The sequence below is a fragment of the Symbioplanes lichenis genome (assembly GCF_030709675.1).
Classification (GTDB): Bacteria; Actinomycetota; Actinomycetes; order Mycobacteriales; family Micromonosporaceae; genus Actinoplanes; species Actinoplanes lichenis.
This window is the reverse complement of record NZ_JAUZQD010000014.1, coordinates 159,617-178,873: the sequence shown is the minus strand read 5'-3', so window position 1 is coordinate 178,873 and position 19,257 is coordinate 159,617. Positions and strand designations below refer to the sequence as shown.

Sequence of the window (19,257 nt, the reverse complement as noted above, 5' to 3'; positions counted from 1 at the left end):
CCCGCCTCAGGAGCGGCCCGGGAGGGTGGCGATGGCGGCGGAGCGCTGCGCGACCAGGTCCGCGTACGTGCCGTCGCGCTCGGCCCACCGGTGCATCTTCACGCCCTCGACGAGGAGCTCCGGCGGGGTGGGGTCGGCGGAGAGCAGCGTGAGCACCTCGTCGAGGTAAGCGTCGAGGTCGAGGGCGCGCGGGTTCGCCTTCTTCTGCTCGGGGGAGGTGGCGACGGCGGGCGGGACGAGTTCGGTGACGTCGACGCCGGTGCCGGCGAGCTGCGCCCGCAGAGCTTCCGAGTACGCGTGGACGGCCGCCTTCGACGCCGCGTAGGTCGGCGTGATCGGGAACGGCAGGAAGCCGATGCCCGAGCTGACCGTCATGAAGGTGCCCGCCCGCCGGGCCAGGAAGTGCGGCGTGAAGGCGTCGACGACCCGGATCGTGCCGAGCAGGTTCGTGGCGATCGTGGTCTCGGCGGCGGCGATGTGCCCGGGGTCCCACAGGTCCTCGACGAGCATGACGCCCGCCATGGTGACGACGAGGTCGAGGTCGGGGTGACTCGCCAGGACCTCGTCCCGGGCCCGGTTCACCGACGCCGCGTCGGTGACGTCGATCTCGATGGCGCCGGGGCCGGGGCGACGACCGCCGGTGATGACCGTGCTGCCCGCCGCCGCGAGCCGGTCGGCGAGGCCCCGGCCGATGCCCGACGTGCCGCCGACGACGAAGACTGTGCGCTTGGTGATGTCCATGCCCCCACGATCGTCCGGGGCGGCCGGCGCAGGCAGAGCCCCACTCATCCAGGTAGTACCAGGACCCCCTCTTCCCCGTACGACCGGCAGTAGCGTGATCGTGATGAGCGACGACGACGCGAACCGGCTCGGGCAGTACCTGCTGGCCCGTCGCGGGCTGGTGACCCCGGAGCAGGCCGGCATCCCGCCCGGTTCCCACCGCCGCGTGCCGGGGTTGCGCCGCGAGGAGGTCGCCCTGCTCGCCGGGATCAGCGCCGACTACTACCTGCGGCTCGAGCGGGGCCGGGACAGGAACCCGTCGCCGCAGGTGCTCGACGCGCTGGCCCGGGTGCTGCTGCTGGACGACGTCGAGCGCGACTATCTGATGGGCCTGGCCGCGTCTCGCCCCCGGGCCCGTCCGCGCCGCCGCCCCGAGCGCGTGCCCGCCCGGCTGCACCACCTGCTGGCCTCGGTCGGCGTGCCGGCGTTCGTCGAGGGGCGCACCTTCGACGTGCTGGCCTCCAACCCGCTCGCCCTGGCCCTGTCGCCCCGGTTGCGCCCCGGCGAGAACAGGTTGCGGTCCCTGCTGCTGGACCCGGAGGAGCGCGAGTTCCACCGTGACTGGGAGACCGCGGTCGCCGGGTTCGTCGCCGCCTTCCGTCACGAGGTCGGCGAGGACACCGGCGACGCCCGGGTGGTCGAGCTGGTCGGCGAGTTGTCCCTGGCCAGCGCCCGTTTCCGCGAGCTGTGGGCCCGCCACGACGTGCGCCGGCTCGCCGGGGGCAGCGCGCACGTCGACCATCCGATCGTCGGTGAGCTGCGCCTGCACCGCGACAAGCTGCCCGTGGGCGAGGGCCTGCTGCTGGTGCTCTACTACGCCGAGCAGGGCTCCGAGAGCGAGGAGAAGCTGCGGCTGCTCAGCGCCGTTCGTCCAGCTTCCGGCGCAGCGACCGGCCGGTCCTGAACGCCTTGTTGTTGATCCACGCGATGGCGACGAGCAGGACGATCACGATGAGGGCGATCAGCACGACACGCATGCCCGGGTGATGCCCGCCGCGCCCGGGCGGCAAGCCTCTTGTACGGCTTGCGGGGAAACGCTCAACCCGCGCGTACCACCGCCGATCCACCCCTCATGCCTCTCCTCCGGTGGGCCGTCGCCGCCGCCCTGCTCCTGCCCGGCCCGGCGGTCGCGGCTCCATTGGCCACGTACACCCGCACGTACGCCTCCTCGGCGGCCGACTTCGCGAACCCCGGGCGCGGCTTCTTCACGTACACGGAGACGCACGTCGGTCCGGACCACGCGCCACTGGACGCCGCCGCGCTCACGGCCGCGCGGGTCCACGACGGGCGCAGCCTGGTGTACCGGATCTTCTATCTCGAGCGGTACCAGGGCGCCGACACGATCGGGGCGGCCGATCTTGCCCGGATCAGCGCCGATTTCGCCACCGCCCGGCGGGCCGGCGTGAAGCTGGTGGTGCGGTTCGCGTACTCGGCGGACTCTGATCTCGATGCGCCGGAGGCGCGGGTCCTGAAGCACATCGCCCAGCTCAAGCCGATCCTGACCGGCAACGCCGACATCCTCGCGGCGGTGCAGGCGGGTTTCGTCGGGCGGTGGGGCGAGTGGTACTACACACAGAGTTTCCCCACCTGGGCCGCCCGCGGGCGGGTCCTGGAAGCGCTGCTGGCCGCCACGTCGGCGACCACGCCGGTGCAGGTGCGCACGCCGCAGATCAAGCGCCGCCTCGCCCCGGCCGTCGCCCGCGTCGGCGTGCACGACGACTGCTTCCTGGCCGGCACCGACGACTACGGCACGTTCACCGCCGCCGACGATCGCGCCTGGCTGGCCGCCCAGAGCCGCACCGCGCTGGTCGGCGGCGAGACCTGCGACCCGTCCGAGCGCTCCGGCTGGGCGAACGCGTCCGCGGAACTCGCCGCGTACCACTGGACGTACTTGAATCCGTCCTTCCACGCCGGCGTCCTGGACTCGTGGGGCGCCGCCGGCCGCGCCGAGGCGAGCCGCCGCCTCGGCTACCGCCTGCGCGCGATCAGCCTCACGCTCCCCGCGCGCGTCCGGCCCGGCGCGACCGTCACGGCCACGATCAAGATCACCAATGACGGGTACGCGGCCCCGGTGCAGAACCGCCCGGTCCGCCTGATCGTGATCACGGGCACCACGCGCCGGGCCGTCACCGTGCCGGCCGACGTGCGCACGTGGCAGCCGGGCCGGACGGTCACGCTGACCGCCCGCTTCACGGCACCCCGCGCCGCGACCCGGCTCGCCCTGAGCCTGCCCGACCCCGCGCCGAGCCTGGCGGCGATCCCCGCGTACGCCATCCGGCTCGCCGGCACCGGCACCTGGGACGCCGCCCGGGGCTGGAACGACCTGGGCATGGTCAAGCCTTCTTGAGCCGCCGCCGGTTGGCCGTCAGGACCTCGTCGGACAGCTCGGGGTCGGCCTCGGCGACGGCCCGGGAGACGACCAGCGCGCCGACCATCTGGCAGAAGAGGGCCACCGCCTCCTCGCGGGCCTCCGCCGCGGTGGGCTCGGCACCGGACTGGCGGGCGCGATCGAGCACCATCTCGGTGATCGCGCCGAAGTATCCGTCGAGCCCGCGCTTGTACTCGTCCTGAGCCGCGGTGCCGTGCCGGCCGGCGTCGACCGCCAGCGTGGCCGAGGGGCAGCCCGTCTCCGGGTGATCGCGGTGGGCAGCCGTCACGTACCCGTCGGTCAGGTCCCGCAGGGCCGCCCGGGCTGAGCGGGGATGCGCCGCGCGGATGGCGTCGAGCGCGCCCAGCGAGTCGGTGAACCCCTGCCGGTAGACCTCGAGGGCGAGATCCTCCTTGGAGGAGAAGTGGTTGTAGAACCCGCCGTGCGTCATCCCGGCGGCCTTCATCAGCTCCTCGATGCCGACGCCGTCGATGCCGTGCCGCCGGAAGCCCTCGCTCGCCGCCCGGACGATCCTCTCGCGGTTGAGCCTCTTCTGTTCCTGGGTGATGCGCGGCACCTGGGCCCCTCCCCGGTTGACGTCAATGATGCTGACCACCATCATAACTTTTGATGTTGTACGACATCAAAGACGGAGGGGGTCTCATGCACATCGGAACCATCGGGGCGGGCACCATCGCCCGGGCCGTCGCCGCGCATCTCGTGGCCGCGGGTCACCGGGTCGTCCTGAGCAACAGCCGCGGCCCGGAAACCCTGAGCGACACGGTGTCCCGGCTCGGGCCGCTCGCCACCGCCGGGACAGTCGCCGAGGCCGCCGCGGCCGAGATGGTCTTCCTCGCGGTCCCGTGGCAGCACGTCCCCGCCGCGCTCGCCGCCGTGCCCGCCTGGGACGGCCGCATCCTGGTCGACACCACCAATCAGCTCACCGCCGCGCCGCCGGCGGGCTACGTCGACCTCGGCCCGGACACCGGCAGTGAGTTCGTCGCCCGCCACGCCCCGGGCGCCCGCGTCGTCAAGGCGTTCAACACCCTCTTCGCCCGCTACATCGCGCCCGACCCCCGCCACGCGGAAGGCCGCCAGCTGCTCTTCTACGCCGGCGACGACGCGGCCGCCAAGGCAACGTTCCGGACGGTCGCCGACGAGATCGGCTTCGCGCCCGTGGACGCCGGCCCGTTGCGCGAGGGCGGCCGGCTGATGCAGGTCGGCGGCGGCCCCCTGTCGGCCCTGCACGCGCTGAAGCAGGACTGACCATGAAGGCTCTGGCCTACGAGAAGGCCCACCCGCTCGACGCGTTCGCCATCGAGCTCGTCGACACCGAGGAACCCCGGCTGCGCGACGCTGACCTGCTCGTCAGTGTGCGAGCTCTGGGCATCAACCCGGGCGAAGCCATGATCCGGCGCACGCGCAGCGCCGAGCCGGGCGGCCGCGTCATCCTGGGCTGGGAGTTCGCCGGGGTGGTGGAGGCCGTCGGCCCGCACGCCCCCGGCTTCGCTGTCGGCGACCGCGTCCTGGGCACCGGCGACGTGAGTCGCGACGGCGCCTGGGCGCAACGGGTCGCGGTCGACCACCGGGTCACGGCGACAATCCCGGACCAGCTGTCCTTCGCCGACGCCGCCTCCCTGCCCATCGGCGGGCTCACCGCCTGGGAGGCGCTCTTCCGCGATCAGAACGGCCTGGCGCCGGGCATCGACCGGGTGCTGATCGTCGGCGGGGCCGGCGGCGTGGGCACGCTGGCGACCCAACTGCTCAAGGCCAGGACCCAGGCCCAGGTCATCAGTACGGCCTCCCGCCCCGAGTCCCGCGACTGGTCCACGACCATGGGGGCGGACCTCGTCGTCGACCACACCGGCGACGTGCCCGCGCAGCTGCGAGCCGCCGGCGTCGACCGGGTCGACCTGGTGCTCTCCACGGCGGGCACGGCCGGCAACCTCGGCTGGATCGCCGAGATCCTGCGGCCCTTCGGGCACCTCGCCGCCGTCGACCTCGCCGGCCCCCTCGACCTCGGGCCGCTGACCGCCAAGTCCGTGTCCCTGCACACCGAGACCGTCTTCAGCCGCATCCTGGCCGGCGGCGACGTCGCGAGCCAGGGCCGGATCCTGGCCGAACTGGCGGCGGACGCCGTCGCGGGCCGGCTGCGTCCCGTCGCCACGACGGTGCTCGACGGCTTGAACGCGGACACGATGAGAGCGGCCCACGAGCTGGCCGAGACCCGCCGCACGATCGGCAAGACCGTGATCACGATCGGCGGTGCATAGTGCGATAACGCCCCGGCGCGGCGCCGTGCGAGCGGGTGAAGGCCCGGCTGAACGCCGGCACGGAGTGGTAGCCGACGGCAGCCGCGATGGACTCGACGGGCTGATCGGTGGTGCTCAACCGACGCGCGGCGAGGTCCAGCCGCCACCGGGTGAGACAGGCGGCGGGCGCCAGTCCGACGGGCGCAGGGAACGCCGCGTGATCATCGACCGGGTGATCGCCACCGCCGGTCCGGCCAAGGCCGCCGCCCTGCGCAGAGCCGGCGCTGCCGTGACCAGCTACGGCGCCGGCATGGCTGGGCGGGTGACCGCGCTGGCCACCGGCCGCGTCGACCGAGCCCTCGACGCCACCCCGGCCAGCGGGGCGCTGCCGGCCCTGATCGAGCTGACCGGCGCAGCCGACCGCGTCCTGACCATCGCGGACTTTGCCGCTGCGGCCACGCTCGGCACCCGCATCGACCTGCGCTACGACTCCCTGAACGACATCGCCCGCCTGGCCGGCGCCGGCGTCCTCACTGTCATGATCGCCCGCACCCACCCGCTCGAAGCCGTCCGAGAAGCCGCCGCCCTCAGCCGCTCCGGCCACCCCGGCGGCAAACTCCTCCTGCTCCCCTAGGGTCAGGGTGGTGGAACGAACAAGACCGATGCTCGTCGTCGTGAGCGGGCCGCCCGGCGCCGGGAAGAGCACGCTCGCGCACCGGCTCGCGCGGGCGATCGGCTGCCCGGCCGTCTGCCGGGACGAGATCAAGGAGGGCATGGTCCACGCGGCCGGGGAGTTCACCGCCGCGCCGGGTGACGAGCTGACCTTGCGTACGTTGCCGGTCTTCTTCGGCGTCGTGGAGCAGCTGCTGCGGGCGGGGGTCACCACCGTGGCCGAGGCGGCCTTTCAGGACAAGGTGTGGCGCCCCCACCTGCTGCCGCTCGCCGGGCCGGCCGACATCCGCGTGGTGCACTGTCAGGTTGACGCCGGGACCGCGTTCGCGCGGATCCGGCGGCGGCAGGGCGATGTGCCCACGCGGCGGGCCCATGACGACCTGTCGTTGCTGGCGCCGGAGGTGCATGCCGCCCGCCACGAGGGGTTTCGGCGGGTGCGGATCGAGGTGCCGGAGATCGAGGTGGACACCGGCGCGGGTTATCAGCCAGGGCTGGACGAGATCGTCGCCTTCCTGAACGCGGCGCGGTCGACGGCGTGAACGGCGGCGGGGCGGTCGGCGCCCGGGATGACCGTGTCGAAGTCGTGGACCAGGCCGATCTTGGTCATCACGCGTTCGGAGCGGACGTTGTCGGGGTGGCGGATGCTGATGACGCGCTCCAGGCCGTACTCGTCGAAGCCCCAGCGCAGCGCCGCCGCGGCGGCCTCGGTGGCGTACCCCCTGCCCCAGGTCTCGCGGGCGAAGCGCCAGCCGATCTCGATGGCCGGGAGGACCTCGGGCAGGAACTCGGGGACGGCGAAGCCGGCCCAGCCCACGAGCCCGCCGCCGGCCTCGACGGCGAAGAGGCCGATGCCCTGCTCGGCCCAGGCCCGCTGATAGCGCTGCAGGCGGCGGGCGCTCTCCGCCCGGTCGAGCGTGGCGCCGTCGAGGATGTAGCGCATCACTTCCGGATCGCTGTTCATGGCCGCGAGCGCGTCGAGATCGTCGTCGTGCCACTCGCGGAGGAGGAGCCGGTCGGTGTCGATTCGGGTCACCGGATCATTATGGCGAGGTGACTGACGACCGGATTCCACGCTGGGTGCTCGACGAGCTCGGCACCGTTCCCGCGTACGACCACTTCGCCGGCGTGGACGAGCTGCACGCCGGCCTGCGGTCGGTCGCCGAGCGTTTCCCGGAGCTCGCGACGCTGCGCCGCTGCGGCACCTCGCGGCAGGGCGAGCCGATCTGGAGCCTGACCGTCGAGCGCGAGAACAGCCCGGAGGCCCTGGTCTACGGGCTGCCGCACCCCAACGAGCCGATCGGTGGCCTGACCGCCCTGCACCTCGCCGAGCGCCTGTGCACCGACGCGGCGCTGCGCGAGCGCCTCGGGCACCGGTGGCGCATCGTGGACTGCGCCGACCCGGACGGGCTGCGGCTCAACGAGGGGTGGCTGCGCGGGCCGTTCACCCGGGCGCACTACGGGCGCCACTTCTACCGGCCGGCCGGGCGGGACCAGGTGGAGTGGACGTTCCCGATCAACCACGAGACGGCGTACTTCGACGAGGCCATGCCCGAGACGCTCGCACTCATGCGGCTCATCGACGAGCACCGGCCCCGGCTCGTCGCGTCGCTGCACAACAGCGAGCTCGGGGGTGCGTACTACTGGCTCAGCCGCCCCGAAGCCGCCCTGCACCCGGTGCTGCAGGCCGTCCCCGGGCACCTGGGCATCCCGCTCGACCGCGGCGAACCCGAGGCGCCCGACCTGGTGGTGCTCGACGACGCCATCTTCGAGGCCAGCTCGCTCGCCAAGGTGTACGAACGGCGGACCGCCGACGGCAGCGAATGGGTGGCCCAGGGTGGGAGCGCCACCTGGTACGCCGATCGCTGGGGCGCGCTGATGCTGGTCAGCGAGCTGCCGTACTGGCTGGACCCGACCGCCGGGGACGCGAGTGACTCGGGGCGCACGTACGCGCAGGCTCTGGCCCGGGAAGCCGCCGGCCTGCACGACCTGGCCGGGCTGCTGACCCGCACGCTGGCCGCGGTGGAGGGCCGGCTGCTCGCGCCCGAGTCGCCCTACTGGCGCTCGGCCCGCTTCTTCGCCCACTTCGTCGCCGAGGTCGCCAAGGCACAGCAGGCTCGCAGCGAGTCCCCGGCGTCCGACCGGCCCGCGTCGGTGGCCGAGGTCACCTCCCTGGCGTCGCACGTGCACGAGTGGCGGCTGCGCTACGGCGGCGTGTTGCTGCGCGCTTTGCGCGGGGAGGCCGCGGTCGGCAACGTACGGTCGGAGGTGCGCGCGGCTCTGGCCGAGCTCTCCGCCGCGTACGACGCCTGGGTCGCCGAGGACGAGCACAACGACAGCCTCGAGCCGATCGAGATCCGCCGCCTGGTCGCCGTCCAGTACGCCGCCACGATCGCCGCCGCGGCCCACCTCTCCGGCACCCTCACCTGACCGTCGCGTCGGCCCACGTGTTCTCGGCGGTGACGCGGCGGAACGACGGGTCGCTCAGGTGGGCGGCGGCGATGACGATCCCCTCGGCCCGGGCCCGCGCGAAGAGCCGGGCGCGCGCCCCGGCGGCCGCCTCCCGATCCACGTCGGTCATGAAGTGGATCTCCCGGTCGGTCAGCTGCGCGGGCAGCTCGACGAGGTCCCCGGTGAACCACAGCTGCTCGCCGCCGGACGACAACGCGATCACGACGTGCCCCGGAGTGTGCCCGGGCACCCGCATGACCGTCACGCCCGGCAGCACCTCGGCGTCCTCCGCCGGGTACGTCCGCAGCACGCCCGCCCGGCCCGCCGCCTCCATGATCACCCGCGTCGGGTCGTCCGCGGGCGCCGCGCCGACCAGCAGCGGCCAGTCCTCGGCGCCGTAGTGGACGGTCGCGTTCGGGAAGTGGGCCAGCCACCCGACGTGGTCGAGGTGCAGGTGCGTGACGAAGATCGCGCTGATCTCCTCCGGCGCCACGCCCGCCGCGGCGAGCGACTCGGGCAGCTCGCCGGCCTGTGCCATGTGCGGCGGCGGGTTGCCCAGGCCGTTCGCGGCGGCCAGCTCGGCGGGGAACGGCATGCTCAGCGGCCCCGCCCCGGCGTCGACGAGGAAGGTGCCGGCGGGCCCCTGGACCAGGTGGGCCCCGAGCCGGATCCGGTACGTGCCGGTGGCGTCGAGCAGCTCCGGGAACCGCTCGAAGTCCGCCCCCGGATAGGCCGACGGCGGCAGATGCGACGCGCCGTCGGTCAGCACGGTGACGGTGAAATCGCCGATGGTGATCTTCTCGGTCATGAGCACTCGATCCTTCAGTTACTGACTTCGTGTCAGTCAATGACAGCAAGACAGTGAACGACTGTAGCGCTAGGCTGGCCGGCATGGAAGAGGCACCCAGGGGCGTCCGGGCGCGGATGCGCGAGGCGATCCGCGCCGAGCTGACGGCGGCCGCCATGCGGTCGATCGACGAGGTCGGGTTCGCCGCCACCACCGCCGGGGCGATCGCCGCCGCCGTGGGGGTCTCCGAGCGGACCTTCTTCCGCTACTTCCCGACCAAGGAGGACGCGGTCCTGCAGCCGATCGAGGCGCTCGGCCTGCCGATCGCCGAGGAGCTGCGCCGCCGGCCCGCGCGGGAGACGGCGCTGGAGGCTCTGCGAGCCGCGTTCGAGCTGGCCGTCGCGGCGGTCGTCGCCGAGCCCGGGGCAATGGCCACGGTGATGCGGCTCAACCGGTCGGAGCCGGCCCTGCGGCGGCGCCACCTGCAGCAGCAGGACGTGTGGACCGCCGCCCTGGCCGAGGCGCTGGCCGAGCGGCTGGGGCAGGCCCCGGACTCACCGGCCGCGCGGATGCAGTGCGGCGCCATGCTGCTGGCGTGGGAGAAGGCGCTGGTGAGCTGTTACGAGCGGGAGGACTTCGGGCGGGCCGGGGCGGAGCTCGACGCGGCGGTTGCGGAGTTGCGCGGCTTCTTCACTTGATCATGCCGGTTCCTCGCTCGAGCACGCCGGTTCCTCACTCGAGCACGCCGTCGAGGAGGATGAGCAGGCCGATGCCGATGAGGACGACCGGCAGGACGATGTGACCCCAGCGGCTCAGGGCGCGGGCGACCACGGGACGCGTGGCGAAGAACCGGCCCGCCGCCACCCACACGGCGACCAGCACCAGGAACACGATCACATAGACGCTCATGCCGCCCGCCCCGGCGCCGGCGAACACGGGTACGTACACGCCGATGTTGTCCCCGCCGTTGGCGAACGTGACGGCCGCCACCTCGAGCGCGCGCGGGCCGGTGGACGTACCCTCCGGCTCCTGGTCTTGATCGTGGCGGGAGCGCCACGCCTGGATCGCGGCCTTGACGCCCAGGGCGATGGGCAGCAGCCCGAGGTACGGAACAGCCGCCGCGGGCAGAAGCGTCGCCCCGAAAGCGGCAGCCACGGCGACGGCGAGAATGCCCGCGAAGCCGAGATACTGCCCGAGCAGGACCCGCCGGACCGAGCCGCCCCGGGCGAAGAAGAGCGCCAGGATCAGGATGTCGTCGACGTTCGTGACGGCGAAAAGGCCCACCGCCTGGCCGATGACGCCCGCGCTCACGCGAGCATCGGCGCCAGGAAGTCGTCGAGCGCCGTAAGGAACTCGGCCGGGCGGTCGCGGTGCACGTAGTGGCCGGCGTTGAGGGTGACCAGGCGCGCGTCGGGCATGCGGGCAGCCGTCTCCGCCAGGAGGTGCTGGGGGATGTTGCTGCTCGCCCCGCCGATGATCAGTGTCGGGATCGTGATCGATGCCATGTCGTCCCACCAGGCCGGGTCGGGGTCGTTGATCTGCGCCCGGATGGCGTTGACCGCGGCGAAGTCGAAGGGCGTCGGCTCGGCGGGCGTCGGCAGCGGAGGCCGGGACAGGGCGCCCGGGCGCGGCGCCGTCACGTCCTCCAGCACGAGTCGGGTGACCAGGTGCGGGGCCGCCTCGGCGACCAGGATCGCCACGGTGCCGCCCATCGAGTGGCCGACCAGCACGCACGGCCCGAGGCGCTCGCGGCCCAGGAAGGCGATGACGTCGTCGCGCATCAGCTCGAACGAGTACTCCCCCGGATGCGGGCCGTCGCCGTGGCCGCGCAGATCCAGGGCGTACACCCGGAAGGTCTTGGCCAGTGCGGCTTGCACCTCCGCCCAGTCGCTCGCCGCGTCACCGAGGCCGTGCAGCAGGATCACGGGCGGCGCTGCGGGGTCCCCGGCGACAAGGTGCGACGTCATAGGGTCGGATTATGGCATCGCGGTCGGCACGGGTCAGCCGGGAACGACCCTTCTATCTACGGCACGCGGACGCGTACGACGAGTTGATCACCGATCCCGTCGAGCCCTGGGTGGCGGCGGTCCACAGTCGAGCCCCGGGCGCCGATCTGCTCGACGCCGGGTGCGGGACGGGGCGGCACGCGGCGGCCTTCCGGGCGCTGGGCCACCACGTCGAGCTGGCCGACGCGTCCCCCGCGCTGCTGGCGCTGGCGGCGCGGCGTTGCCCCGGGGCGCGTACCCACCTGGTCGATCTTTGTTCCTTGGGTCTGGCCTCCGCCTTCGCCGCGGTGACCTGCCGGGGCGTGCTCAACGACATGATCACCGACGGCGAGCGCCAGGCGGCGGTCACCGCGCTGGCTGCCGCGCTGCGGCCGGGCGGTGCGCTGTTTCTCGACGTACGCGAGGAGGGCGCGGCGCGGCGGCGGGCGGACGGTACCGAGCACACGCGTACGGCCGGAGCGCTCACGTTCACGAGCCGCACCACATGGCGGGACGGCCTGCTGATGGTCGACGAGCGATACGGTGACGCTGCATACCACTTCCGGATGCGCCCGTGGTCGGCCGGCGAGCTCGAGGCGCGGCTGACCGCGGCCGGCCTGCGCGTGACCGAGATCGGTCCGGGCGCCGGGCGGCGTACCCCCGATCGGCTCTTCGTGGTCGCCCAAGCGCCGCCGAGCGCCGCTTGAGGGCGCCTCGGTAGGGTTCTGACGTGGCTGAAGGACAAGATGTGGTCAAGGTGCTGGCGTCGGCGGAGGGTGAGGCGCTGCTGCTCGGGCTGACACCGCCGCGCGAGAGCGTCTCGGCGGAGGAGGCCGCGCGGATCGCCGAGGTGACGCTGAGCCGGCTCGAGGGGCTGGAGCTCGACGGGCTCGTGCTCTACGACATCGACGACGAGGGCGACCGCAACCCGGAGCAGCGGCCGTTCCCCTACCTGCCGACGATGGACCCCGCCGTCTTCTACGCCGAGCACCTGTCCGCGTGGCAGCGGCCCGCCGTCATCTACCGGTGCGTCGGCAAGTACGAGCCCGATCACTTGTCGCAGTGGCTCAGCAGCGTCGACAGCGACCGGGTGATGAGCGTCTTCGTCGGCGCGTCGTCGGCCGGCAAGCCCGTGCGCACGCGCCTGGCCGAGGCCCAGGACCTGCGCGATCGGGTACGCCCGGAGCTCCCCCTGGGCAGCGTCGCCATCACCGAGCGTTACTCCCGCCGGGGTGACGAGCACCTGCGCATGATCGCCAAGCAGGAGCGTGGCACGTCCTTCTTCATCACCCAGATCGTCTACGACGTCGACGCGACCAAGAGCCTGCTCTCCGACTACTACTACGCGTGCGCCGAGCGGGGCATCGAGCCGCGCCGCGTCGTGTTCACGCTGTCGGTGTGCGGCTCGATGAAGACGCTGTCGTTCCTGCACTGGCTGGGCGTCGACGTGCCCCGCTGGCTGGAGAACTCACTGCGCCACTCCCCCGACCCGCTCACCGAGTCGCTCGACCAGTGCCTGGTCAACGCGCAGGACCTCGCGGGCTTCTGCCGCCGCCTGGGCATGCCGTTCGGCTTCAACGTCGAGAGCGTGTCCATCCGTAAGGCCGAGATCGACGCGTCCGTGCACCTGGCCAAGAGCATCCGGACGATGCTGCGATGACTCCCGCCCCGGGCGCGCGGCGCGTGCTCGTCACCGGCGCCTCGCGCGGCATCGGCCGGGCGATCGCCGTCGCCTTCGCCGCGCGCGGGGACCGGGTGGCCGTGCACTACGCCACCGCCCGCACCGACGCCGAGGAGACGCTGGCCCTGCTCGCCGGCGCCGGGCCCGCGTCGGCCGGGGGCGGGCACAGGCCGGCCGGCGATCCGGCCGCCGATTCCGGGCCCGGGCCCGCGCTTGTCGGCGGCTCGGGCGACGGGGCCCGGCATGCGCTCGTCGGCGGGGACGTCGGTGATCCGGACGCGGCCGCCGGGATCGTGGCGGCGGCCGTGGCGGCGCTCGGCGGCGTCGACGTGCTGGTCAACAACGCGGCCGTGGCGCCCGGCGACGACACGGTGCACCGCGTTGCCGAGGTGGGCTACGCGGAGTGGCAGCGCGTCTGGCGTCGCATGATCGACGTCGACCTGCTCGGTGCGGCCAACCTCACGTGGTGCGTCGCCCGTCACCTGATCGAGCGCGGCGCGCCCGGCAGCATCGTCAACGTCGGGTCGCGGGGCGCCTTCCGGGGCGAGCCCGACTTCCCGGCCTACGGTGCGGCCAAGGCCGGGCTGCACGCCTTCGGCCAGTCGATGGCCGTCGCGCTCGCGCCGCACCGGATCGCGGTCACCTCGGTGGCGCCGGGCTTCATCGGCACCGACCGGCAGAACGAGAAGCTGGCCGGCCCCGGCGGAGAGGCCGTGCTGGCGCAGAGCCCGTTCGGCCGGGTGGGCACGCCCGAGGAAGTCGCGGAGGCGGTGCTGTGGCTCAGCTCCCCCGAAGCAACCTGGTCGTCCGGCACGGTCCTCGACCTGAACGGCGCTTCTTACCTGCGCACCTGATCCGCCCGCGCCCCGGGGAACGCCCGCACACCTTCGCACCGGAAGACGCCTGCGCACGGGAGACGCTTGCGCGCGGGAACGCCGGCGCGCGGGAAATCGTAAGAACTGCGTGAGGCCGCCGATAGGAACGCCGGGGTGGCAGCCGGCCCCTCCGACCGGCGAAGGAGCGACCGTGACCCTGGCCATCGCAGTCGAGGAACGTGACCGCTTCGCGGAGCTGGCCCACGATCCGCACTTCCCGCGGGTCGTGGCGGCCAACCGTCTCTACCTGACCGCCGCCGTCGCCGACGCCCTGGCCACCGAGCGCCGCCACTGGGCCCTGAGCAGCCTGCCCGCGACCGGCGTCCTGTCCACGCTTTCCATCGGCGGGCAGGAGACCTTCGCGCTGTTCGCGTCGGGAGCCGACGGGCTCACGGCTCACGTGTACGTCTCCCGGAGTGTGCTCGAGGCTTCCCCCACCGGTTCCGGGCTGCCCGGGCTCGAGGTGCGCGAGTCGGCCCGGGCGGGCGGCGGGCCGGATCAGGTCACGGTCCACGGCCCCTGGGCGGCGCTGGCCCCGGTGCTGGCGAGCACGCCGCTGCGCACGGCCGCCCGCGACTTCGCCCAGCGGCTGCTGCCGTCACGCACCAAGGACGCGTACGCCCACGATCCTCGCCTGGCCGACCTGGTCCTAGGCCGCGCCTGACGCCCGCCACGCCATCCGTTGCCACGTCAGCGACAGCACGATGAGCAGCACCGTCACGAGGCACGACACCACGAGCAGCAGGACGCCCACGCCGCGCGGCACCCGGATCGCGAGGCTCACCACGGCGGAAGGCGCCCTAGCGAGGACGCAGCACCCGCTTGACCTTGTTCTTGACCCGCGTCGACAGCGCGGCCGGCTGCGGCTGGCTCAGCGCGTCGGCATGACCCAGCAGCCCGATGATCGTCTCGACGGCCGCGGCGAGGACCTCATCCTGGCTCAGCTCGTCGGGCGTCGGCAACGGCGTGACGGCGGCCGGGCGCAGCTCCTCCAGGTCGCCCGCGACCTGGCAGGCGTACTCCTCGAGCTCTTTGATCTGCTCCTCGGCCAGGTCGAGCACCCAGCCGGTGCGGTCGGCGCCGACGCCGAAGCGGGTCTGATCGGCCTGCTTGCGCAGGACGGCGTTGACCAGATGCTTCTGGACCACCTTCTGGTACGGCACCCGGTGCGGATACCGCTCGCCGAGCGCCTGGTTGACGCGGCGCAGCACCTCGACCTGCGCGGAGCCCAGCGACTCGTTGGGGGCGGGCGCCGGCAGCTCGCAGACGCCGTCGGCGATGCCGAACACCCCGGCGAAGCGGCGCCACAGCACCCAGGGCGCCGTGCCCGCGGGCGGCACGGTGACGAGGTGACGCCGCCCGGGCGGGACGAGGTCACCCCACTTGCGCAGCATCCGTACGGGCGTGTGCATCTCCCAGAACGTCTCGAACTCGCCCCGCTCGACCATCCCGACGAACGTCTCGAACTGCCACGACTGCCGCGACCGCACACTCTGCTGCCAGAACGACGGGAACGTGCGCCACAGATCGCGCCCCGCGACGACGACGTGCACCTCGGCCGCCGCGAAGCTCGCCACGGCCCGGGCGGCCTGCGCCGGCGTCGCCCCGCCCAGCGCCTCGTTGCTGATGATCACGTCGCCGGGCCACTGCCGCGCTTCGGCGGCGAGCCGGTCCCAGGTCCAGGTCGCGGCCGGGTCCCGCCAGCTCACCTCGCGCAGGTCGGTCATGGCCTGGTCCTGCGCGGCGGCACCGCCCGGCAGCAACACCCCCGTACGCAGCAGCGCCTCCCGGTTGCGCCAGAGCACGTTCTGCACGAAGGTGCTCCCCGTCTTGGGCGCCCCGACATGCACGAAAACGCGCCGCGCCAATGCGATCTCCCCGGGCCGACGAAAGTTGACCACCACGGTTGCATATCAACGAGTTGTCACAAAATGCTGAAGCCGGTGTTCACGCACTCTTCATCCGCCGTGGCGCGCGGAACGCGGAGGCCCGGCCGATGCCACGGGAACCGGCCGGGCCGACGAGGCGACGATCAGTAGTCGTAGATCGACCGGGTGATGTACGACTCGCAGAACGCGGCCCACCCGCCACCGGACCCGACGCAGAGCTTGGCCTGGTACCAGGGGTAGTAGATGCGGTAGTGGGTCGCGGTGTTCTCCGAGCCGTTGCTGTCGCAGTAGTCGATCGCCGCCGCCTCGGACGGCTGGATCCGGACGCAGACGTTGCGGCCGTCGTAGCGCGAGTCGTTGACGGCGATGTCCCACTGCTGGCCCGAGATCCACTGGACGTGCGCGGACCCGTACGTCGCCACGCCGTCCCTGATCGACTTGACCCCGTAGTCGGGCGTGGAGGGCGTCGCCGCCGCGGGCGAGGCCGGGACCAGCAGCAGGCCGGTCAGCACGGTGGCCAGGGCGACAACCGGCCGGACGAACTTGTTCATGAGTGTCCTTTCGACAGCGGGGTCAGGCGGAACAGGCGGGGGTGTGCCACTCGGCGTACTGCCGGTAGCCGGAGATGGTCGGGCCACCGCCGGGCAGCGTGATCGACGCCCGGGCGCCGGCCCGGAAGTAGACGCACGCGGAGTCGAGCCAGCCGTGGCCGCCCTGGTCATAGGTCAGCAACCGGCCGTAGGGGCACGGGTAGTAGGAGGACTCGCTGAGACTGCCGCAGCTGGTGTTGAAACCGTGCGTCTCCAGCGTCCAGGTCGACTGGGTCGGCCCGCGCCGGTACATGTCCGCACCGACGACGATGCCCTCGCACTGCCGGTTGTCGAACGGGGAGCTCGCCTTCTGGCAGTACGCCTCGGCCTTCGCCGAGAGGGCCCGCTTGCCGCTGGACAGGGTCACCCAGGTGATGTCGGCGCACAACGCGGCGCGGACGCCGCCGTAGACGGTCGACGGGTTTCCGCACACGTGTGCGACATCGGTGTCGGCGCGGGCCGGGGACGCGATCACGAACGACACCAGGACGGACATGAGTACGGCAGCGGCCGCGGCCAGCAGCCGGCGTGTGACTTGCACGGCGTCTCCTCCTCGGAGGTCGGTTACCTGCTCCGACCGTCGAGGAGGCAGCTGTCCCGGACAAGGCGCAACTGTCCCCCGGTGCAGCTCAGGGACAGTTGCGACGGCCCGACAGCTCCGCCAGCATCGGCCCCAGCCGCCGCGCCGCGTCCGGGTCGGAGCGCGTCAACTCGTCGGTGACCAGGGCGAGCGCGGCGTCGAGGGCGCGGCGCAGGCCGGCTTCCGACAACTCGCGGACCAGGGTGGCGGCGAGGGGTTCGTTCAGCTCCGGCGGGAGGAGGTGGGCCCCTTTCGCGTACGCGGAAGGCAGCCCGAGCCGCACGCAGGCGAGCGTGATCACGTGGTCCCGCATCGCGCTGATCCAGTGTTCGGCCTGCCACCACCGGCCGCGTTCGAGGCTGACCCAGGCGTGCAGGGCGTGATGCCAGAGCAGGCCGGTGAGGTGGGCGGGCTCGGGATCGGGCCACCGGTCGAGGGTCCGCGCCTGCCCGAAGATGGTCTGCCACCGGTGCCCGCGCGCCCCGAACTCCGCCTCGGGCGCGAAGGTCAGGTCGACCTCGAGCCAGCCCGGCAGCAGGAACACCCGGACGACGCTCGCGCCCACGGCGAGGTCCCAGTGGTGCCGGACGCCGAATTCGGTCTCGAGCCACTGTGTCCAGTTGTCGGTGACGGTTGCCACGTCGTCGCGTACCGACAGGACGAGATCGGTGTCCGACCAGCGGTCGCCGCCGCCGGTGGCCTGGGAACCGGTCCAGGCCGCGCCGGTGACGGCCGGATCCGCCCCGGCCCGGGCCAGCAAGGCGGCGCGCAGGCGGTCGCGGTCCGGCGGCGTGAACATGGACGCGTCCCCCTAGGGTCGGGCCGTGCGGATCAAGGAACGGGGCCTCGCGCTCCTCGCTGTCGTCGCCATTCTCGCCGTGGCGCTGGGCATCCGGGTGGCGTCGGACACCAGCGTGGTCGACAGCTCGGGGGCGCTGGCGCAATATTCCGGCACCGCACTGTACGCCGCGATGGTCTACGCCGGCGTCTATGTCCTCTTTCCCCGCCTGCGGCCCCCGGTGGCCGGCGCGGCGGCGCTCGCCTTGTGCTGGGCCGTCGAGTTGTTCCAGCTCACGGGCGTGCCGGCCGAGCTGTCGGCGCGCAGCACCCTGGCCCGGCTGGCGCTGGGCGTGGCCTTCGACGTGACCGATCTGCTCTGGTACGCGATCGGTGTCCTCCCCCTGGTGCTCGCACACCTGGCGATCCGGAGAGGTCTCCGCTAATGTAGGTGGAGACATCTCCACTTATGTCAGGGGGACCACCATGCGCTTCACCAAGCTCGGCACCACCGGCCTCGACGTGTCACCGATCGCGATCGGCGCGATGACCTACGGCGACCCGGGGCGCGGCCACCCGGTGTGGTCGCTGGACGAGGAGACCAGCCGCCCGCTGATCAGGCATGCCCTCGAGGCCGGGATCAACTTCTTCGACACCGCGAACCTCTACTCCTACGGCAGCAGCGAGGAGATCCTGGGCCGGGCGCTGCGCGACTTCGCCGACCGCGACAGCGTCGTCATCGCCACGAAGCTGCGCCACCCGATGCGGCCCGGCCCCAACGGCTCGGGCCTGTCCCGCAAGGCGATCATGACCGAGGTCGAGCACAGCCTGCGGCGGCTGGGCACCGACTACATCGACCTCTACCAGATCCACCGCAACGACCGCGCCACGCCGCTGGAGGAGACCCTGGAAACCCTCGACGCGCTGGTCCGGGCGGGCAAGGTCCGCTATCTCGGCGCGTCCTCGATGCACGCCTGGGAGTTCGCCAAGGCCCTGCACCTGCAACGGCAGCACGGCTGGGCCCGCTTCGTGTCCATGCAGGACCACTACAACCTGCTCGCCCGCGAGGAGGAGCGCGAGATGATCCCGCTCTGCCTCGACGAGGGGGTCGGCACGATCGTCTGGAGTCCGCTCGCCCGCGGCCGGCTGGCCCGGGCCTGGGACGACGCGAAGGCGACCGCCCGCGCCGGCACCGACGGCGCCTACGCCGACCTGCTCTACACCCCGGCCGAGGAGCACGCGAACCGGGCGATCACCGAGGCCGTCGGGGCCGTCGCGGCCCGCCGCGGCGTCACCCGCGCGCAGGTGGCCCTGGCCTGGCTGCACAGCCGGCCGGTCGTCACCGCGCCCCTGGTCGGCGCCAACACGACCGCCCAGATCGACGACGCGGTGGCCTCCCTCGACATCACGCTCACCGACGACGAGCTCAAGGCCCTGGAAGAGCCCTACACGCCCCGGTACGACTTCCAGGGCATCTCCGACGAGGCCGAGCTCGCGAAGATCCGGGCCCGGATCCCGGGGTACGCCACCGCCGCGTGAACGGGGCAGCGTGAAACGGGCGCGTCGGGTAGAC

General features: G+C 73.0%; 25 protein-coding genes and 1 pseudogene. 14 read left to right on the top strand and 12 right to left on the bottom strand.

Features of this window, described 5'->3' with window-relative positions; translation table 11 throughout:
* Window positions 1-6 precede the first annotated feature (6 nt).
* A complete protein-coding gene (locus tag RAN62_RS30660) occupies window positions 7-741 on the bottom strand; it encodes an SDR family oxidoreductase (protein WP_305788294.1) in 735 nt (244 codons plus the stop codon).
* A gap of 103 nt (window positions 742-844) precedes the next feature.
* Between RAN62_RS30660 and RAN62_RS30655 the strand changes: the two genes are divergently transcribed.
* Window positions 845-1,684 (top strand): helix-turn-helix domain-containing protein, encoded by an 840-nt coding sequence (locus RAN62_RS30655; RefSeq protein ID WP_305788293.1) that lies wholly within the window; start codon window positions 845-847, stop codon window positions 1,682-1,684.
* A gap of 168 nt (window positions 1,685-1,852) precedes the next feature.
* The gene (locus tag RAN62_RS30650; RefSeq protein ID WP_305788292.1) at window positions 1,853-3,127 is read left to right on the top strand and encodes a DUF4832 domain-containing protein; all 1,275 of its coding nucleotides are present in this window, start codon (window positions 1,853-1,855) and stop codon (window positions 3,125-3,127) included.
* On the opposite strand, the gene RAN62_RS30645 is transcribed toward RAN62_RS30650, so the two are convergent.
* Window positions 3,114-3,764 carry a TetR/AcrR family transcriptional regulator gene (locus RAN62_RS30645; protein ID WP_305788291.1) on the bottom strand — a complete coding sequence of 217 codons (651 nt, stop codon included), beginning with the start codon at window positions 3,762-3,764 and terminating at the stop codon, window positions 3,114-3,116. The genes RAN62_RS30650 and RAN62_RS30645 overlap by 14 nt on opposite strands.
* A 47-nt stretch (window positions 3,765-3,811) precedes the next feature.
* Here RAN62_RS30645 and RAN62_RS30640 point away from each other — a divergent pair, with 47 nt between their 5' ends.
* Together RAN62_RS30640 and RAN62_RS30635 are read left to right on the top strand one after the other, a co-directional pair.
* On the top strand, window positions 3,812-4,414 hold the full coding sequence (locus tag RAN62_RS30640; RefSeq protein WP_305788290.1) for an NADPH-dependent F420 reductase: 603 nt from the start codon (window positions 3,812-3,814) through the stop codon (window positions 4,412-4,414).
* A gap of 2 nt (window positions 4,415-4,416) precedes the next feature.
* The gene (locus RAN62_RS30635; RefSeq protein ID WP_305788289.1) at window positions 4,417-5,421 is read left to right on the top strand and encodes an alcohol dehydrogenase catalytic domain-containing protein; all 1,005 of its coding nucleotides are present in this window, start codon (window positions 4,417-4,419) and stop codon (window positions 5,419-5,421) included.
* Here RAN62_RS30635 and RAN62_RS41260 read toward each other — a convergent pair.
* Window positions 5,402-5,596: pseudogene (locus tag RAN62_RS41260) on the bottom strand (helix-turn-helix domain-containing protein); the annotation flags it as partial. The gene RAN62_RS30635 and the pseudogene RAN62_RS41260 overlap by 20 nt on opposite strands.
* Before the next feature lie 21 nt (window positions 5,597-5,617).
* Here RAN62_RS41260 and RAN62_RS30630 point away from each other — a divergent pair.
* On the top strand, window positions 5,618-6,034 hold the full coding sequence (locus RAN62_RS30630; protein ID WP_305788288.1) for a zinc-binding dehydrogenase: 417 nt from the start codon (window positions 5,618-5,620) through the stop codon (window positions 6,032-6,034).
* A 10-nt stretch (window positions 6,035-6,044) separates the two neighbouring features.
* Window positions 6,045-6,611, top strand: coding sequence for a P-loop nucleotide/nucleoside kinase family protein (locus RAN62_RS30625; protein WP_305788287.1), 567 nt, complete (start codon window positions 6,045-6,047; stop codon window positions 6,609-6,611).
* Here the strand turns inward: RAN62_RS30625 and RAN62_RS30620 are convergent.
* Window positions 6,554-7,105, bottom strand: a complete 552-nt coding sequence (locus RAN62_RS30620; RefSeq protein ID WP_305788286.1) for a GNAT family N-acetyltransferase — start codon at window positions 7,103-7,105, stop codon at window positions 6,554-6,556. The two genes, RAN62_RS30625 and RAN62_RS30620, sit on opposite strands and share 58 nt — an antisense overlap.
* Before the next feature lie 17 nt (window positions 7,106-7,122).
* Here RAN62_RS30620 and RAN62_RS30615 point away from each other — a divergent pair, with 17 nt between their 5' ends.
* Window positions 7,123-8,499 carry a M14 family zinc carboxypeptidase gene (locus tag RAN62_RS30615; protein ID WP_305788285.1) on the top strand — a complete coding sequence of 459 codons (1,377 nt, stop codon included), beginning with the start codon at window positions 7,123-7,125 and terminating at the stop codon, window positions 8,497-8,499.
* On the opposite strand, the gene RAN62_RS30610 is transcribed toward RAN62_RS30615, so the two are convergent.
* Entirely contained in the window at window positions 8,492-9,328 is an 837-nt protein-coding gene (locus RAN62_RS30610; protein WP_305788284.1) for an MBL fold metallo-hydrolase, read from the bottom strand. The two genes, RAN62_RS30615 and RAN62_RS30610, sit on opposite strands and share 8 nt — an antisense overlap.
* An 83-nt stretch (window positions 9,329-9,411) precedes the next feature.
* Between RAN62_RS30610 and RAN62_RS30605 the strand changes: the two genes are divergently transcribed.
* Complete coding sequence (locus tag RAN62_RS30605; RefSeq protein ID WP_305788283.1) at window positions 9,412-10,005, top strand: TetR/AcrR family transcriptional regulator; 594 nt, start codon at window positions 9,412-9,414, stop codon at window positions 10,003-10,005.
* Between the two features lie 34 nt (window positions 10,006-10,039).
* Here RAN62_RS30605 and RAN62_RS30600 read toward each other — a convergent pair whose 3' ends face one another.
* Window positions 10,040-10,618: a cadmium resistance transporter gene (locus RAN62_RS30600; protein ID WP_305788282.1), complete on the bottom strand. Its 579-nt coding sequence runs from the start codon at window positions 10,616-10,618 to the stop codon at window positions 10,040-10,042.
* Window positions 10,615-11,274: an alpha/beta fold hydrolase gene (locus RAN62_RS30595; RefSeq protein WP_305788281.1), complete on the bottom strand. Its 660-nt coding sequence runs from the start codon at window positions 11,272-11,274 to the stop codon at window positions 10,615-10,617. The genes RAN62_RS30600 and RAN62_RS30595 overlap by 4 nt, the downstream gene beginning before the upstream one ends.
* 11 nt (window positions 11,275-11,285) lie before the next feature.
* On the opposite strand from RAN62_RS30595, the gene RAN62_RS30590 reads away from it, so the two are divergent.
* The 4 genes from RAN62_RS30590 to RAN62_RS30575 all read left to right on the top strand — a co-directional run bounded on the left by RAN62_RS30590 (window position 11,286) and on the right by RAN62_RS30575 (window position 14,512).
* Window positions 11,286-11,999, top strand: a complete 714-nt coding sequence (locus RAN62_RS30590; RefSeq protein ID WP_305788280.1) for a methyltransferase domain-containing protein — start codon at window positions 11,286-11,288, stop codon at window positions 11,997-11,999.
* A gap of 23 nt (window positions 12,000-12,022) precedes the next feature.
* Entirely contained in the window at window positions 12,023-12,952 is a 930-nt protein-coding gene (locus RAN62_RS30585; RefSeq protein WP_305788279.1) for a 5,10-methylenetetrahydrofolate reductase, read from the top strand.
* Complete coding sequence (locus RAN62_RS30580; protein ID WP_305788278.1) at window positions 12,949-13,827, top strand: SDR family NAD(P)-dependent oxidoreductase; 879 nt, start codon at window positions 12,949-12,951, stop codon at window positions 13,825-13,827. The genes RAN62_RS30585 and RAN62_RS30580 overlap by 4 nt, the downstream gene beginning before the upstream one ends.
* Window positions 13,828-13,999: 172 nt before the next feature.
* Window positions 14,000-14,512 carry a hypothetical protein gene (locus RAN62_RS30575; RefSeq protein ID WP_305788277.1) on the top strand — a complete coding sequence of 171 codons (513 nt, stop codon included), beginning with the start codon at window positions 14,000-14,002 and terminating at the stop codon, window positions 14,510-14,512.
* Here the strand turns inward: RAN62_RS30575 and RAN62_RS30570 are convergent.
* From RAN62_RS30570 to RAN62_RS30550, 5 genes are all read right to left on the bottom strand, one after another.
* The gene (locus RAN62_RS30570) at window positions 14,498-14,635 is read right to left on the bottom strand and encodes a hypothetical protein (protein WP_305788276.1); all 138 of its coding nucleotides are present in this window, start codon (window positions 14,633-14,635) and stop codon (window positions 14,498-14,500) included. The genes RAN62_RS30575 and RAN62_RS30570 overlap by 15 nt on opposite strands.
* A gap of 13 nt (window positions 14,636-14,648) precedes the next feature.
* On the bottom strand, window positions 14,649-15,716 hold the full coding sequence (locus RAN62_RS30565) for a hypothetical protein (RefSeq protein ID WP_305788275.1): 1,068 nt from the start codon (window positions 15,714-15,716) through the stop codon (window positions 14,649-14,651).
* Between the two features lie 164 nt (window positions 15,717-15,880).
* Window positions 15,881-16,288 carry a hypothetical protein gene (locus tag RAN62_RS30560; RefSeq protein ID WP_305788274.1) on the bottom strand — a complete coding sequence of 136 codons (408 nt, stop codon included), beginning with the start codon at window positions 16,286-16,288 and terminating at the stop codon, window positions 15,881-15,883.
* A gap of 22 nt (window positions 16,289-16,310) precedes the next feature.
* The gene (locus RAN62_RS30555; RefSeq protein WP_305788273.1) at window positions 16,311-16,868 is read right to left on the bottom strand and encodes a hypothetical protein; all 558 of its coding nucleotides are present in this window, start codon (window positions 16,866-16,868) and stop codon (window positions 16,311-16,313) included.
* 88 nt (window positions 16,869-16,956) lie between these two features.
* Window positions 16,957-17,706 (bottom strand): hypothetical protein, encoded by a 750-nt coding sequence (locus RAN62_RS30550; RefSeq protein ID WP_305788272.1) that lies wholly within the window; start codon window positions 17,704-17,706, stop codon window positions 16,957-16,959.
* A 25-nt stretch (window positions 17,707-17,731) separates the two neighbouring features.
* On the opposite strand from RAN62_RS30550, the gene RAN62_RS30545 reads away from it, so the two are divergent.
* Window positions 17,732-18,130, top strand: a complete 399-nt coding sequence (locus RAN62_RS30545) for a ribosomal maturation YjgA family protein (RefSeq protein WP_305788271.1) — start codon at window positions 17,732-17,734, stop codon at window positions 18,128-18,130.
* 40 nt (window positions 18,131-18,170) lie between these two features.
* Complete coding sequence (locus RAN62_RS30540) at window positions 18,171-19,223, top strand: aldo/keto reductase (protein WP_305788270.1); 1,053 nt, start codon at window positions 18,171-18,173, stop codon at window positions 19,221-19,223.
* The last annotated feature ends 34 nt before the right edge of the window (window positions 19,224-19,257 follow it).

Coding starts and splice junctions, on each gene's coding strand:
- RAN62_RS30660 (WP_305788294.1), bottom strand. CDS start 741: ATGGACATCACCAAGCGCACAGTCTTCGTCGTCGGCGGCACGTCGGGC.
- RAN62_RS30655 (WP_305788293.1), top strand. CDS start 845: ATGAGCGACGACGACGCGAACCGGCTCGGGCAGTACCTGCTGGCCCGT.
- RAN62_RS30650 (WP_305788292.1), top strand. CDS start 1,853: ATGCCTCTCCTCCGGTGGGCCGTCGCCGCCGCCCTGCTCCTGCCCGGC.
- RAN62_RS30640 (WP_305788290.1), top strand. CDS start 3,812: ATGCACATCGGAACCATCGGGGCGGGCACCATCGCCCGGGCCGTCGCC.
- RAN62_RS30635 (WP_305788289.1), top strand. CDS start 4,417: ATGAAGGCTCTGGCCTACGAGAAGGCCCACCCGCTCGACGCGTTCGCC.
- RAN62_RS30610 (WP_305788284.1), bottom strand. CDS start 9,328: ATGACCGAGAAGATCACCATCGGCGATTTCACCGTCACCGTGCTGACC.
- RAN62_RS30605 (WP_305788283.1), top strand. CDS start 9,412: ATGGAAGAGGCACCCAGGGGCGTCCGGGCGCGGATGCGCGAGGCGATC.
- RAN62_RS30595 (WP_305788281.1), bottom strand. CDS start 11,274: ATGACGTCGCACCTTGTCGCCGGGGACCCCGCAGCGCCGCCCGTGATC.
- RAN62_RS30590 (WP_305788280.1), top strand. CDS start 11,286: ATGGCATCGCGGTCGGCACGGGTCAGCCGGGAACGACCCTTCTATCTA.
- RAN62_RS30580 (WP_305788278.1), top strand. CDS start 12,949: ATGACTCCCGCCCCGGGCGCGCGGCGCGTGCTCGTCACCGGCGCCTCG.
- RAN62_RS30560 (WP_305788274.1), bottom strand. CDS start 16,288: ATGAACAAGTTCGTCCGGCCGGTTGTCGCCCTGGCCACCGTGCTGACC.
- RAN62_RS30550 (WP_305788272.1), bottom strand. CDS start 17,706: ATGTTCACGCCGCCGGACCGCGACCGCCTGCGCGCCGCCTTGCTGGCC.
- RAN62_RS30540 (WP_305788270.1), top strand. CDS start 18,171: ATGCGCTTCACCAAGCTCGGCACCACCGGCCTCGACGTGTCACCGATC.